Origin of the sequence: Leptolyngbya sp. NIES-2104 (assembly GCF_001485215.1) — a bacterium.
Classification (GTDB): domain Bacteria; phylum Cyanobacteriota; class Cyanobacteriia; order Leptolyngbyales; family Leptolyngbyaceae; genus Leptolyngbya.
This window is the reverse complement of the sequence record NZ_BBWW01000001.1, coordinates 4,955,504-4,969,313: the sequence shown is the minus strand read 5'-3', so window position 1 is coordinate 4,969,313 and position 13,810 is coordinate 4,955,504. Positions and strand designations below refer to the sequence as shown.

Below are 13,810 nucleotides of genomic sequence, written 5' to 3'. Positions count from 1 at the left end.
CGGGTATTTGGAAAGCGGATAGAGAAGCTTTAGACAGCCAAACCGTACCGAAGTGGGGGGCAAGCACTCAACTCAACACCAGACAGATTCTGTATTGGCACAGTGGAGCGATACATCGTGGAAAATTACTGTTGCGATCGCGAATTTCAGCATTAAAGTAGGCGATACACCAGGATTGAAACGTGAAATGCAGAATCCGTATAACCGACTAGCTCCATTTATTCAGGAGTATATTTACAAACAAGGCTGGACTGATTTACGCCCGATTCAAGCAGAAACTTGCCGGATTTTGTTTGAAACAGACAATCACTTGCTTATTGCAGCAGGGACAGCATCCGGGAAGACTGAGGCGGCGTTTCTCCCGGTGCTGACTTTGCTGCATGAAAATCCTGCTCGAACCGTTGGCGCAATTTATATCAGCCCGATTAAAGCCTTGATCAATGATCAGTTCGATCGATTAACGGATCTCTTACAGTATGCAGATTTTCCGGTTTGGGCATGGCATGGAGATGTGGCGCAAAGTCGGAAAAAAAAGCTACTCGCTGACCCGCAGGGGATTCTGCAAATTACCCCCGAATCACTCGAAAGTTTGCTGATTAATAAAAGTGCAGAAATCGATCGTATCTTTGGTGACTTGCGATTTGTGATTATTGATGAAGTTCATGCGTTTGTGGGGAGCGATCGAGGTTGTCAGATCCTCTGTCAGCTCTCACGGCTTGCAAAGCTTACAGGGAATGAGCCTCGGCGAATTGGGCTATCTGCGACGCTTGGCGATTATTCGGTAGCGGAATCATGGTTACAGGCAGACACTTCTCGATCTGTCATTACCCCTAAAATTTCTGGAGCAGCGAGAAAGATTCAATTGTCGATCGAGCATTTCTATGATCCGGGTTTGATCGTGCGTGCAAAAGGGGACAGTCGCGACAAAGTATTCAATCCTTATCATTTATATTTGTATCGCCAAACTGAGGGGCGGAAAAGTTTAATTTTTGCGAATGGTCGAACGGCGACCGAGGAAGCGATCGCGGCTCTCAGAGAAATTGCTCAAGCGAAAGGCGCACCGGATATCTATCACGTTCACCACGGCAGTATTTCGGCAGCGCTGCGAGAAACCGCAGAAGCAGCCATGCGCGATCCAGAAAAAATGGCAGTGACAGCCGCGACTGTGACCTTTGAAATGGGAATCGATCTAGGACATCTCGATCGCGTTTTGCAACTCGAAGCGCCGTCTTCAGTTGCCAGCTTTTTACAGCGATTAGGACGATCGGGAAGACGAGGAGACACCGCAGAAATGCGATTCATTTGCGCTGAAGACAAGCCAACCGGGGAAGAAATCTTACCTGAACAAATTCCGTGGCAGTTACTTCAATCGATCGCAATTATTCAACTTTATTTAGAAGAACAATGGATCGAACCTGCTCAAATCATGCGCTATCCGTTCAGCTTGCTCTACCACCAAACGATGAGCACACTGGCATCATTAGGAGAATTGTCACCGAGCGCGATCGCTCAAAATGTCCTCAAGTTGCCGCCGTTTGCCGCAATTTCTCAGGATGATTTTCGATCTTTTTTGCGTTATCTAATCGAAATTGATCATCTAGAACGAACGCCCGAAGGTGGCTTAATTGTTGGAATTGCTGCCGAAAGATTGATTAACAATTTCAAGTTCTACGCAATCTTTCCCGACACAGAAGAGTATTTAGTCAAGCACAAAGGAAAAGCGATCGGGAGTATTATCGTTCCACCGATGGAGGGCGATCGATTTTCACTGGCAGGACAAACCTGGGAAGTCATCGAAGTGAACGCAAAGAAAAAGGTGATCGTGGTTGAACCCAGTAAGAAATCAGTCACATCAAGTTCATGGCGCGGAAATACAGGAGAAATTCACTCACGAGTCCTTCAGCGAATGAAACAGGTCTTACAAGAAACAACGATTTATTCTTATTTACAACCAGGCGCAAAACAACGCTTACAAGACGCAAGAGAATTGGCGAAATCAACGGGACTGTTGCAAAATCCGATTCAAGTATTAGATGAAGAGTTTTGCTGTATTTTTCCTTGGATAGGGACGATCGCGTTTCGCACCTCAGAGCGATTTTTGCGGTTTTATGTCAAAGACGCTTTAGGCTTGAAAAGTTTGAGAGCTAGGTCGCCTTATTTCATTACAGTGCGATTGGGTAAATGTAAGGTTGAGAGTTTGGAGAATGAATTGCGATCGTTGTCACATCGTCGATTAAGTGCGGAAGATTTGATCAACGCTGAAGAAATTCTGAAGCTGCAAAAATACGACGAGTTTATTTCGCCTGAACTGTTGAGGAAGAGTTTCGTTGAAGATTATCTAGACCTGGAAGGCTTGAGACACCTGTTTTAAGTCTTGATGTCGTGCGATCGACTTGTGAGAACGCCCGCGATATTGCACAGTAAAGGAGAACAGCGCGTCGATCATCCTCTTATGTTTCAGCGGATCTTAATTTGTACCGACTTTAGAGGGTGTTTTAAAAGTTGAATCGGGTCAAATTTTATGCCAAACGCCTCACCATGATGCGAATCATCGCCAGATAAATAAAAGTCTCCGAAGTTTCCGGCAGTAGCTCATAGTCTCGCACTAAGCGACGACAGTGCATGATCCAACCGTTTGTCCGCTCCACCACCCAGCGCTTTTTGAGCAAGACGAAACCTTTGGTTTGCTCAGGACGTAAGACGACCTGGACAAGCCAATAGCAGATACTGATGACCCACTGCATGAACGGTGCGCCATCAAATCCGCCATCGACCCAGATCGTGTGCAATCGAGATACGGCTTTGCCTTGTTTTCGGACTCGTTGCAGCGCCGTTTTGCCGCCCTCGCGTTCTGGGGTGCTAGCAGCAGTCACAAACACGCGCAAAACCAGTCCCAGCGTATCGACGGTGATAAATCGCTTGCGTCCTTTAATGATCTTTCCGGCATCGAAGCCCACGGCTTCATGGACACCCGCAGCGCTTTTCACCGACTGACTATCCAACACGGCTTCCGATGGACTGGGCATCCGTCCCTGTTCAATCCGACTGCAACGATACAGACAATCATGAACGTTGATCCAGGTTCCATCTTTGCGCCAGTTGCGAAAGTAGGTATAGACGGTTTGCCATGCCGGAAAGTCTCCAGGCAACGATCTCCAACGCACCCCTTCAACCAGAATGTAGAAGATCGCATTCAGGACTTCCCACAAATCCACTTCTCGCGGTCGTCCGCCCGGTTTTGCTTCGGGCAGCAAATCTCGCAACAGTTCATATTGAGCATGGCTCAAATTACTCGGATATGATTTACTCATGTTGCTCTCTCGGTGCTGTGTGTTTTATGTATCTACAGCGTATAACCGGAGAGCTTTTTTACCCCCTTGATTGTCTTTTCAAACACCCTCTTAGCGACGGACTCCAACGATTGGTCAACTTTGTGCCTCAACTCGCAGCAAGTGGAATGCAGCAAATTGTGTTTCTCCACGTTGTGCCCTTCGGTGAAAAGGTCGGTGTTCCTAAACCGGATGCCGAAAAAATCGATCGCGCTCAAACCCAATTTGCGACTGCTCTAAAAACGGTTCCTTCTGGCATTGATGTCAAAACTGAAGTTCAAGCGGGACGCGCACTCGATGTCATTCTTCGCACAGCGAACCAATACAATTGCGATGTGATTCTGATGGGAACGCAAAGCCGCAATCTATTCACAGAAAAATTGTTCGGCAGTACCACCGCAGAACTGTCTACGCGATCGACGATTCCACTCATGACCGTTCGCCCCCAATTGATTTCTGCCCTGACCACTGAAGAACTCAACTTACGCTGTCATCATCTTTTTCGAGGATTATTAGTTCCGTATGATGACAGTCAAGCCTCAAAGCATACGGTGGCTGAAATTGCGAAACATGCTCAGCCCGGAACCGCTCAAACTTGCTATCTCTGCCGCGTGCTCGATGAGGGTGGGCGATATGAACTGTCAGCGGCTGAAGAACAGCGACTCATTGCGGACACGTTGAAACCCACTCAAGCGCAACTACAAGCCGCAGGCATCAACGCTGAAATCGAACTGCGACGCGGAAACGCAATCACGCAAATTCTACAAGCCGCACAAGAAAAAGATGTCAGCGCGATCGCGATTTCATCGAATAATGGAAATCGCGGAGTCATCTCGGTTCCAAGTTTTGCCGCAGAACTATTACGACGAAGTATGCACCCTGTTTTGTTTTTTCCTGTACCGCGCTAGTCAATTGTGAGGATGCACCACCGAAGAAGCAGATTTCACAGCGGGCGCGTACTCAGGAACTAGGGTTTTGAGCAGCGATCGTAGTTTCACTGGATTCTTCTGATATGCCGTCACAAAAAGCTGATCTAACAATGGTTCTAGCTTTTCCCAAGGCATCATCGCTTCTCGTGCTGCAAAAATCTTCGGATGATTGGTCGGCATCGCATCCCCACCAATCAGCAGTTCCTCATACAGCTTCTCACCCGGTCGCAGCCCTGTGATCTCAATTTCAATGTCTTCACCCGGAACCAGTCCACTCAGTTCGATCATCTGCACGGCTAAATCATAGATGCGAACAGGTTCGCCCATGTCTAACAGAAACACATCGCCGCCCTCTCCCATTGCTCCCGCTTGAATCACCAAGCGTGAAGCTTCTGGAATCGACATAAAGTAGCGGGTCATCTCTGGATGCGTCAACGTAATCGGCTTTCCGGCTGCGATCTGCTGTTTGAATCGAGGCACGACAGAACCATTGCTGTTTAACACATTACCAAACCGAACCATCACAAATCGCGTATGCGTCTCTGGTTTGGCAGCCAAGGCTTGTAACACCAGTTCTGCAATTCGCTTAGTTGCGCCCATCACATTCGTCGGACGAACGGCTTTATCTGTCGAAATCAAAACAAAGGTATCGACTCCACAGCGATCGGCAGTCTGCGCCGTGACCATTGTGCCATACGCATTGTTAATGATGCCCTGAGCCGCATTGCCCTCGACGAGTGGAACATGTTTGTAAGCCGCCGCATGATAAACCGTTTCGACTTCGTATCTCTGAAACACTTCAGCTAGTCGATCGCCATCCGTCACCGATCCCAAATGAGCTTTGCGGGGAATGTCTGGATAGGTTTCCGCTAGTTCTGCATCGATCGAGTACAACGCAAATTCGTTCAACTCATACAGCACCAATAATTTCGGATTCTGCTGAGCGATCTGGCGACAGAGTTCTGATCCGATCGAGCCACCCGCACCCGTAACCAAAACGCACTTATCCGTAATATTCACGCGCAGCAAACTTGGATCAGGCAGCACTTCCTCGCGCCCTAGCAAGTCAGAAATATCGACATTGCGAATTTGCCCGATCGACACTCGTTCTGCTACGATTTCGCGCACCGATGGCACAGTTTTGACTTTGACTGGCAATCCTTTCAGCGTCCGGAGAATATGGCGTTTTTCATGCGGTTTTGCCGATGGAACCGCTAAGAGAATCATCGTGACTTGATGCTGATCAATCAAGGCTCTCAGCATCACGGGACTATAGATCGGAATGCGATCGAGCATTCGTCCATGAATCTCAGGATTGTCATCGATAAAAGCTACGACTTCATACGCCGATTCGCGCAACAACGCCTGTGAAAGCTGAAACCCCGCTGATCCCGCCCCATAGACAATAATTCGCTGGGGTTTCAACTCATCGGGAATCGGAACGCGGCGGGGAAGTTTTTGCGTGAGTTTCGGTGCAGTATCGACCAGAACGAGAAATTGCCGCACTGAAAATCGAATGCCAACGACACCAATCCAGGTAATGAGAGCGGAGATAATCTGCACCGATCGGGGCAGAACGGGCGCACTCACGAGCCAGCTAATCGCCACCAAAACCGCCTCGCTTAAGGTCACCGACTTGAACGCTAACCACAACACCTCCGCCCCGGTATGCCGCAGTAGAGGACGATACATTCCCAGAAAATAAAAGGTGCAAAATTTCACTGGGATTACGAGAACAAGTGCATCTTGATAATGCTGGATCTGTTCTAAGAACGGCAGTTCTTCAAATCGGAGATTGACAGCGACACAGGTAGCAATCAGAAAAATGGCGCTATCGATCGCGAATAATAGATAGCGTCGCAATCGTCTCGGTAAAGCCAAAACAGCTTTGATCGTTTTCAGGGGCACGCTTGTTTGACAGAGCCGAAGCAGAGTAGAAGAAATAGAAAAGGTCGCACGCATAGAGAATCTCGTTCCTACATCAGTCGCGTCTAATCGTTGAAATCGGGTCGGAAGGGAAAGGGGTAGATGATGACCGCGATTTCAGGACAGCCCTGGTGTTGTAATGAACTGAAAGATGGTAGAGATCCCTGGGTCTAAGTGTCTAAGTACCGTATATTACGCAATGAGATAAAAACTCATTACTAACAAATATTACGTAGACTCTTAGTGAAAATACTACTTTTTAAGGAGTCGGTGCTTAAAGAAATGAGTAAGTATCAAGCTATTGTGTGAACCCAAGATAAACTTTGCTTAAGTCTAAGTTCACAAAATGTAGAGGGTCACGGTCGAGCAAACTCAAGAAAAGGATCATTTACTCCGTAGAATTAGAGAGAACTGGTAAGGTTTCCATCTACGCTATGCGAATCATTCAACGATCGCGAATCGTTGAATTACGCAAATTTAACCTTGACCTTCTACGAGATCATACGGCTATCACTTATTCAGCTTCACCCTTTATGTATGCAAGAAAACTTTAAAAGTCACCTCACTCATCCCAATTTTGGGCTAAACATACGGATCAGGATTGCGTGAAACACGCAATGTAGGCACGATCGTTCTCGACTTGCGTGTGAAATACGGAGAAATTTTGAGCGATCGCAAGGACAGATTTATTTTGATTGGCAACTGAAATCGATAGCACCGTAAAATAAAGAATTAATAAAGAGAACCGCGATTGTACGGATAAAGGCTTGCAACGGGGGAAACTAGCTAATAGAAAATACTGAGCCTTTTAACGAACGTGGTTTCGTTGGGTTCGGTTCCCTGTGATGTGACAGCGAGGAAGGCTGAAATGAAGTCTACTCATCAAGCAACGAAGGTCTGTACGCTCTCGGCTAATATACAGTGTCCAACGGTTCAGGTCGGTTCATCTCAACAAACGGACTTGTCCTGGATCGAATCGGGCTGGTTTTCGACGATCGCACAACAGAGCACCGATTTGATCGGAGCCATTTCGATCGAGGGAGATTGGCTTTGTCTCAATCCTAGTGGCAGAGAGATCTTAAGTTTTACTGAAACCTTACCGTTTGCAGCGATGCTCAGCGAATCGATGCAGCAGCTTTGGAATCAAACCGTTTTGCCTCAACTGCTAGAGTGCGGACACTGGCGCGGACAGTTTTCGATGTTGCGAGACTCTGAGCCGATGTGGTTTGAAAGTCAATGGTTTTTACTGCGCGATCCGTTTAGCAATCAGCCGCTTGGATTTGCAACGATGAGCCGCAACATTGAGCCACCTGCTCCGGAAAGTGATTCAGCCGAGAAGACGCGCTTTCTAGCAGATGCAGCACATGAATTGAAATCGCCGTTGGCAGTGATGGCGACCTCGATCGATTTACTCGATCATGAGCAGCTCTCGATCGAGCGCAAACAGAAACATTTTCGCCGACTGCGATCGAAAGTACAGCAAATGGGACAACTGCTCGATGACATTCTCGTCCTGAGTCGAGGAGAACAAGCCGCCCCAGTGATGAGCGAAATTGATCCGGTGCAAGCCTGTGCAGAATGTGTCGAAGAAGCACAGATGAGCAGCGATCGCCATGAAATCAGATTGATAGCAGATCAGTCGTTGATTGTTACTGATGCGAACCTACTTCAGCGTATTCTTGTGAATCTACTCTCGAATAGTATTAAGTACTCTCCAGCAGGTGGAAAGATTGAGTGTCGATTGTCGATCAAGCCGCATCAGTTCACGTTAACCGTTCAAGATTCTGGAATTGGAATTCCGATCGCAGAACAATCTCGATTATTTCAATCATTTTATCGTGCCTCGAATACCGCTCAGATTGCGGGAACCGGACTCGGACTCGCGATCGTGAAACAATGCGTCGATCGATTGAATGGGCAAATCACCGTTGAAAGTGCACTGCAAGTGGGAACGACTTTTACGATCGAGATTCCATTGCAAAAATGACGCAAGCGATCGCCCACGTCATTTGATATCAAATCAGTTGGGTGTTACTTACTCTTCTGCAACCTGAGCGATCATCGGTTCAGTAAACACCAACATTCCAGGAATCTCCCGACCATTGACATGCCGAGTGTACAATCTGGAGCCTTTAACAGTGTACTGCTGTGAGATTTCGTCTAATGCACTCATGAGCGAGTCGGGTGCTAGATTGCCGAGTGCTAATCGAGGTTGCACATAAAGGACTCGATCGGCGTGTAAAGGCTTGATCAGGTAATGCGTTTGAGGAGAACTTGCAGCACTCCGAGGCGCAGCAAGATTAATGACGAAGAAGAGAAGACAACTGACTAGAGCGACAAACACGGGAGCGAATTGCTTAACTTTCATCATTCTCGTAAATTAGGGTTTGCTTGGGTATCAGAATCAACTGGGTGAGTATGAAAGCCAAAACGCAGACAGAGGATTCTGAGACTTGTTTACAAACAGTAACCTTATGATTAAGAATAGTAAAGCTAATTGCAATACTTTCTAACTAAAGACAGAAATCTGGTGTGATAGCGATGCAATCAACCCGACGGATTTCGCGTTTACCCGACGACGTAGAGATGCGAACACCGAAGGTGCAGCGAAGCTCCTAATCGCGTCTCTACAGGGATTTTGCGGTGGAACGATGATCGTTCGATCTGTTGCATTAAATGCTCGAATTGGTGTGAGAGGGTGTTTGAAAAGTATAAAAAGTTTCTTCGCTTCGGTTGCCTCCCGCCCTGAAATGAATTTCGGGCTAATCGTGGAAAGTCTACTGAAGTAGACTGGGAGCCAGTTTCAGATTCTTAGTCCATTTCAAAGGACTTGCGCCGATTAGCCCGAAATTCATTTCAGGGCGGAACATTGCACCGAACGACAACTTTTCAAACATCCTCTGAAACAGCATCCTGCTACGCAGAAACCTGAATTCGCTGAGTTCCCGCCAGTTCAAAAGCAGCATGAATCGCCTGAAGTGCCATCACACCTTGATCTTCTGCCACTACACAACTGACCTTAATCTCAGAGGTCGCAATCATCTGAATATTAATCTCCTTCTTAAATAGCGCCTCAAACATCCGAGCCGCGATCCCAGGCTGTCCGACCATTCCAGAACCGACAATACTCACTTTTGCGATCGCACTATCGACCACAACTTCACCGTATCCAATGTCCGATCGCGCTGCTTCCAAAGCCTGTCTTGCTCCTTCTGCGTCCATTTGCGCCACCGTAAAGGCAATATCCCGCGTCATCACACCATCAATCATCCGGCAACGCTGCGACTGAATAATCATATCGACGCTGATATTGTGACTTGCCAGCAGTTGGAAAATTTTCGCCGCCATCCCCGGTCGATCGGGAATGTGACGGACTGCCACTCGCGCTTGTTTGAGATCCAGCGCCACCCCCCGAACCGCAACGGCAGTTGGCGCGATCGCATCTTGCGTTTTCATGCCCGATTGGGAAACCTCAAAGGCTTCACACAGAGTTGCAATCGCACGATCGCAGTCTACTTCATCGACCACACAGCTCACTTTCACTTCCGAAGTCGAGATCATTTGAATATTGATGCCCGCATCCGCCAAGGTTGAAAACATTTGAGCCGCTACACCGGGACGACCGATCATGCCTGCACCTGCGATCGTCACCTTCGCGATCTTTTGCTGAATCATCACATCGGGAGCCAGTTCAGGCGAAATCGAATGTCCAGCGGTCAATGCTGGAATGATTGCATTTGCAACTGCTTCTGCACGAGTGAGAGAATTTTTAACAACGGTAAAGGCAATGTCATTAGAATTGCCTTCGTGAATCGACTGGATAATCAAATCAACATCGAGTTTTTGCGAGGCAATCTCACCGAATAATCGAGCGGCAACACCTGGATGATCGGGAACTCGTAATAATGCAACTTTGGCTTGATCAGTATCAAATTCGACAGCATCGACTGGACGTGCAATTTCTAAGCCTTCGAGTGGTCGGGGTTGGCGTTTGGGCGATCGCACCCAAGTACCAGGATCATCCGTCCAGCTCGATCGCACTACGAGCGGCATTCCATAGTTTCGCGCAATCTCGACTGCACGCGGATGCAGCACTTTCGCGCCCAAACTCGCAAGCTCTAACATTTCATCACAGGTAATCTCGCTCATTAGTTGAGCATCTTCGACCAAACGAGGATCAGCCGTGAGAATACCAGGAACATCCGTGTAAATTTCGCAGAAATCCGCTTTTAATGCTGCCGCCAATGCGACCGCTGACGTATCCGATCCACCGCGTCCGAGTGTGGTAATATCCCAATCTTCGGTGCTGTTTACGCCTTGAAATCCAGCTACAACGACGACTTCACCGCGCTGTAAATGTCGCTCCATGCGATCGGTTTCAATCTTCAAAATTCGAGCGCGAGTATGATGCGATTCGGTAATAATTCCAACTTGAGCGCCTGTTAGAGAAATCGCAGGCTGTCCGGCTTCTTGGAGTGCCATACTCAGAAGCGCGATCGACACTTGTTCACCCGTTGAAAGCAGCATATCCATCTCGCGCCGATTCGGACTTGGAGAAATCTCAGTTGCCAGTTTCACGAGTCCATCGGTCGTTTTTCCCATTGCAGACACCACGACTACAACGCAATTTCCGGCTTCTACGGTTTTCTTGACTCGTTGTGCTACTGCCTGAATGCGTTCGACCGTACCGACCGAAGTTCCCCCATATTTCTGAACGATTAGCGCCATTTCCCCGCTCCCAACATCGGTTCACCTGAACCCAAAGATCAAATTTGATTTTACAGCTTCTATGAGGGTAAGAGGACTCTAGGACGTGAAGATGATTGAATAATTTCAGAGCGAATCCAGTTGATTAGTTCAGCATTGACTCGTTCTGGACATTCATCATGAGCGCAGTGTCCCGCATCTTCTAGCTCGATGAGCTTCAGATTTGGATTGTATTTCAGAAATTGCCGCGCAGAATCAGGCGGAATCATTCGGTCTTGCTTGCCCCAGAGCAATAACACTGGAGTGCGAATATGGCTGAGAATCGATCGCACACTCGGACTAAATTTCGGATGGGTCATCGCTTTGAGAATCGCGCAGAACGCACGCGCTGATCCCCGTTCTTGTGCAGGTTTTGACAGGATTTCTAACAGTTCATCGGTAATCGCTTCTTGACCGGCATATGCAAACGATGCCCAGTGACGAACAATCCGAGGATGACGCAGCAAGAAAAACAACGGATACAGCAGCCAGCGCGAGGTAAAAACATCTTGGATCGCTTGCACGATCGGGCGAAGTCTAGCTGGAATCATTTCCTGATGACTGGCAGTATCCGGTAAGCTAATCATCACCACGCCCCGCACCATTTCAGGATGTTTTGCAGCAGTCACCGCACAAATCAGTGACCCGATCGAGTTTCCCACCAAAATCACAGGCTTACCGACACAAGACTGCCAAAACTCATAAAGCTGCTCAGTCCAAAGATCGATCGAATAGTGAATATCTGGCTTTTCGGATGCGCCAAATCCAAGTAGATCGATCGCATATACACTGTGATGCTTCGATAACACTGACATGTTCTGCCGCCAATGTCCGATCGAGCCACCAAACCCATGCACAAAAATGATGGGAACTTCGCTTCTCGGATTTGGAAAAACGGTGTGATGAACCTTCCAACCGCGCCAGGATAAAGCTTGCTGATAGCCGAATCGCTGTAGTCGTTCGATCGACGGGGGTATCGGGCTTGCAGGAGTGAATGAAAAAACGGGCTGAAAGCGATCGTAGAGGTTCAACACCATTGTTTCCGAGTTGGGACTGAGTAGCACCCACCCAAATGCTAGGAGTGCTACTACAAAGATTTCAACTAAATCCACCGCATTTGGAAGACCATTTCTGAACGCGGTCAATGTTCGATCGACAATGGCAAACACCCAAGCTAAATTGCCAAACTCCCATAGGTCAATCTTGAACTGATCCACAAACAGGTGAAATTGTTGTCTTGGAAATTGCGGCTGCATCATGGGAACGGGTGGCTTCATTACTCCCTCTACTGTGCAATGCGATCGGTAAAATTACCCTCTGTAGATGGGGGTGTCTCGCTTCTTTGAAACATACCTTAGAGGTAGATACGAAAGTTTACATTGACCATTCTTTTGATGGATTTCGCTTATCAGAACGTTAGTTGAATAGAGGTACACCGTATTAGAGAAAACATCATGGCGAAGTCAAACAGTCACAGAACCAGCACCACAAAACCAAATACGAATCAGAACGGCGAAATTGATCCGAATCCCGGCGATACGCCAACCGAAGCGGATTATACCCGCGACGATCAAGATCTCACTCCGGTTAATGAGGCTGCATTTGAGCGACCCACCGAAGCACCAACGGAAAACGATCAGAAGCAATCCTAGTTCCTTGGAGGTTTTCGTGAGCATTTTAACAGTTGAAACAGTAAAGGCATTGATCGAACAGCCGAAAAGCTGGAGTATTTCGATCTACATGCCGACCATAGTAGCGGGTGCTGAAACCCGACAAAATGAAATTCGATTTAAGAATCTGACTCGACAAGCGATTCAAAAGCTTCAAGAGACTGGACTTTCAGAAGACGAAGCGAATGAGTTTTTGCGTCCGGCTTTAGAAGCGATCGACAATCAAGAAGAGTTTTGGCAACAACAAGATCGCGGTTTTGCTCTGTTTGTCACTGATGGGTTTTATCGCTATTACAAAGTTCCGCGTGACCTATTTGAATTAGTCGTTGTTACCGATCAATTTCACCTCAAGCCATTGTTACCTTTGCTGAACGGCGATGGAACATTCTATGTTCTAGAACTGAGTCAGAAACTGGTCAAGCTGTTTGAAGGCGATCGCGATCACATGCGAGAAGTTCATGTTCCAGGCTTACCAAAGAACATGGATGATGTCTTGCAATATGACGAAAGCGAGCAGCAAGGACAGTTCCGCATTGGCACGTCTAGCGGTGCATCAAACCCGAATAACTCATCGAGTGGAACGGGTGTTTTTCACGGTCAAGGCGCACCCGATCGCGATGATGTGAAAAAGGATTACAGTCAATTTTTCCATGCGATCGATGAAGCTTTGCACGGGTTCTTAAACGGAAAACGTGCGCCTTTGATTCTCGCTTGTGTCGATTATCTGATGCCGATCTATCGGGAAGCGAATACCTATCCGAAGCTTGTAGAGGAAGGCATTCACGGAAATGTGAAAGATGATAGTTTAGGCTTTTTGCACGAGCAAGCTTGGTCGATCGTTGAACCTTTGTTTGCTCAAGAGCAAGAAAGAGCCGTGAATAACTATCACGAACTGTCAAGCACCGATTTGATTTCAACCAAGGTCGAAGAAACGGTTCCAGCCGCCTACTACGGGCGGATTGATCAGCTATTTGTTCCGGTCGGGGTTCAGCGGTGGGGCAGATTCAACCCCGATACGAATGAAATTGAGATTCATAACGAAGCTCAACCGGAAGATGAAGACTTGTTAGATGCAGCCGCACTGCAAACGATTCTCAACGGTGGAACTGTGTATGCAGTTGAACCCGATCGAATGCCATCTTCAGCTCCGATCGCAGCCGTCTTCCGCTACTAAACTTCAACCAAAAAGTAGATTCATCTTTTGACAAAC

General features: G+C 47.6%; 10 protein-coding genes. 5 read left to right on the top strand and 5 right to left on the bottom strand.

Annotated features, from left to right (window positions below; translation table 11 throughout):
* Positions 1 to 94: 94 nt before the first annotated feature.
* A complete protein-coding gene (locus NIES2104_RS23905) occupies positions 95 to 2,371 on the top strand; it encodes a DEAD/DEAH box helicase (protein WP_263971026.1) in 2,277 nt (758 codons plus the stop codon).
* 148 nt (positions 2,372 to 2,519) lie between these two features.
* Here the strand turns inward: NIES2104_RS23905 and NIES2104_RS23900 are convergent, their stop codons facing one another.
* Positions 2,520 to 3,311: an IS5 family transposase gene (locus NIES2104_RS23900; protein ID WP_058997871.1), complete on the bottom strand. Its 792-nt coding sequence runs from the start codon at positions 3,309 to 3,311 to the stop codon at positions 2,520 to 2,522.
* Here NIES2104_RS23900 and NIES2104_RS23895 point away from each other — a divergent pair.
* Positions 3,299 to 4,237, top strand: coding sequence for a universal stress protein (locus NIES2104_RS23895; protein ID WP_339375205.1), 939 nt, complete (start codon positions 3,299 to 3,301; stop codon positions 4,235 to 4,237). The two genes, NIES2104_RS23900 and NIES2104_RS23895, sit on opposite strands and share 13 nt — an antisense overlap.
* On the opposite strand, the gene NIES2104_RS23890 is transcribed toward NIES2104_RS23895, so the two are convergent.
* On the bottom strand, positions 4,238 to 6,166 hold the full coding sequence (locus NIES2104_RS23890) for a nucleoside-diphosphate sugar epimerase/dehydratase (protein WP_225895281.1): 1,929 nt from the start codon (positions 6,164 to 6,166) through the stop codon (positions 4,238 to 4,240). It lies immediately after the preceding gene.
* An 886-nt stretch (positions 6,167 to 7,052) separates the two neighbouring features.
* Between NIES2104_RS23890 and NIES2104_RS23885 the strand changes: the two genes are divergently transcribed.
* The gene (locus tag NIES2104_RS23885) at positions 7,053 to 8,171 is read left to right on the top strand and encodes a sensor histidine kinase KdpD (protein WP_082690071.1); all 1,119 of its coding nucleotides are present in this window, start codon (positions 7,053 to 7,055) and stop codon (positions 8,169 to 8,171) included.
* Positions 8,172 to 8,219: 48 nt separating this feature from the next.
* On the opposite strand, the gene NIES2104_RS23880 is transcribed toward NIES2104_RS23885, so the two are convergent.
* From NIES2104_RS23880 to NIES2104_RS23870, 3 genes are all read right to left on the bottom strand, one after another.
* A complete protein-coding gene (locus tag NIES2104_RS23880) occupies positions 8,220 to 8,555 on the bottom strand; it encodes a hypothetical protein (RefSeq protein WP_059000731.1) in 336 nt (111 codons plus the stop codon).
* Between the two features lie 545 nt (positions 8,556 to 9,100).
* On the bottom strand, positions 9,101 to 10,912 hold the full coding sequence (locus tag NIES2104_RS23875; RefSeq protein ID WP_059000730.1) for an aspartate kinase: 1,812 nt from the start codon (positions 10,910 to 10,912) through the stop codon (positions 9,101 to 9,103).
* Positions 10,913 to 10,971: 59 nt separating this feature from the next.
* Positions 10,972 to 12,207 (bottom strand): alpha/beta fold hydrolase, encoded by a 1,236-nt coding sequence (locus NIES2104_RS23870; protein ID WP_263971025.1) that lies wholly within the window; start codon positions 12,205 to 12,207, stop codon positions 10,972 to 10,974.
* A 177-nt stretch (positions 12,208 to 12,384) separates the two neighbouring features.
* Between NIES2104_RS23870 and NIES2104_RS23865 the strand changes: the two genes are divergently transcribed.
* A complete protein-coding gene (locus tag NIES2104_RS23865) occupies positions 12,385 to 12,582 on the top strand; it encodes a hypothetical protein (protein ID WP_059000729.1) in 198 nt (65 codons plus the stop codon).
* 16 nt (positions 12,583 to 12,598) lie between these two features.
* Positions 12,599 to 13,774: a hypothetical protein gene (locus tag NIES2104_RS23860; protein ID WP_059000728.1), complete on the top strand. Its 1,176-nt coding sequence runs from the start codon at positions 12,599 to 12,601 to the stop codon at positions 13,772 to 13,774.
* Positions 13,775 to 13,810 lie beyond the last annotated feature (36 nt).